The organism is Symbiopectobacterium sp., assembly GCF_051710365.1.
Lineage (GTDB): Bacteria > Pseudomonadota > Gammaproteobacteria > Enterobacterales > Enterobacteriaceae > Symbiopectobacterium.
The window spans coordinates 1-953 of record NZ_JBPETA010000388.1 but is presented as its reverse complement, the minus strand read 5'-3'; the positions used below and the strand labels follow the sequence as shown (position 1 = coordinate 953).

Below are 953 nucleotides of genomic sequence, written 5' to 3'. Positions count from 1 at the left end.
GTTCAGTATTGGTGACAGACCACCACAAGTATCCAACCTCAATTCTGTTCACAAGACCATCGTTGATGTTCTCGGCGAGCGATACCGTCGAATTTATTCTTAAAGTAGGTGCGGAATGACGGCTCTATTAATTTTTCCACCTGTTTATTTGCAACCTGAAAACCTGTTATTTTTTCAAGTTCATCGTCGGTAATAATGTCGTTTTCACTTTTCATGGCATTATTTCAAACCTCGCTTTCTCATTGCTTCAAGCAGGATGTCCTGCACTTCGCGTTTTGAATCGCGCCGCTGCGCCATTTGTCATGGTGGCAGGGAGGATTTGTGAATCTCGGAAACGGTACAGTGAAGATTGCAGACAGGGTGTGCGGTGATGCAGGTGATTTCAGGCTGTAACAGTCTTGATTAAGGTGCTGAGGCAGGTCGTAGAGGTTTGCCTTGCTGCCCGAGGATATCGATAAGCTTTCGGTATCCGTTTCGCAGCCATTGAACCCATTTATCCAGTTGGGTTTCTTCCGGGTGATAGCTCCCCATGAGGGCAGCATGACCCGCGAATGCATAATTCATGGGGTGCTCCTGTTTTTATATTGCTATTTGGGTGTCGTATTTGGCGTGGCTCATGGTCTTCCAACTCAGTCCGTTATCTTTAGATAACATGCGCCAGTAGAGGGAGAGCCGTATTGATAAATAACCGGTTCGTCGTATGCGTCTTGCATGGATAAGTCTTTCACGGTATAAGCGCTTAAATAGCTTCTCCCGCTCTCTTATCCTGTTAGGTATTTTAGGTTTCATGGGCCTTCTCCAGTTGAGTGAGAATCTTGCTAAGCGTTTCTGCCTGTACAAATTGCACAGCAATAAATTCCAAAAATAACCGACTAAAAACTAACGCTATTGCTGAGAATATAACTGTTGTTGGCTCTGCATTCATGATGCCAATGACAGTGGTTATCCCTGCC

The 953-nt window shown here is 45.1% G+C and carries 2 protein-coding genes; both read right to left on the bottom strand.

Features of this window, described 5'->3' with window-relative positions; translation table 11 throughout:
- Positions 1-402: 402 nt before the first annotated feature.
- Positions 403-564: a protease FtsH-inhibitory lysogeny factor CIII gene (locus ACTBDZ_RS18170; RefSeq protein ID WP_438816314.1), complete on the bottom strand. Its 162-nt coding sequence runs from the start codon at positions 562-564 to the stop codon at positions 403-405.
- Between the two features lie 15 nt (positions 565-579).
- The gene (locus ACTBDZ_RS18165; RefSeq protein ID WP_438816313.1) at positions 580-789 is read right to left on the bottom strand and encodes a ParE family toxin-like protein; all 210 of its coding nucleotides are present in this window, start codon (positions 787-789) and stop codon (positions 580-582) included.
- Between the last annotated feature and the right edge of the window lie 164 nt (positions 790-953).

Excerpts from the sequence above, each read along its gene's own strand:
- ACTBDZ_RS18170 (WP_438816314.1), bottom strand. The coding sequence starts at position 564 with ATGAATTATGCATTCGCGGGTCATGCTGCCCTCATGGGGAGCTATCAC.
- ACTBDZ_RS18165 (WP_438816313.1), bottom strand. The coding sequence starts at position 789 with ATGAAACCTAAAATACCTAACAGGATAAGAGAGCGGGAGAAGCTATTT.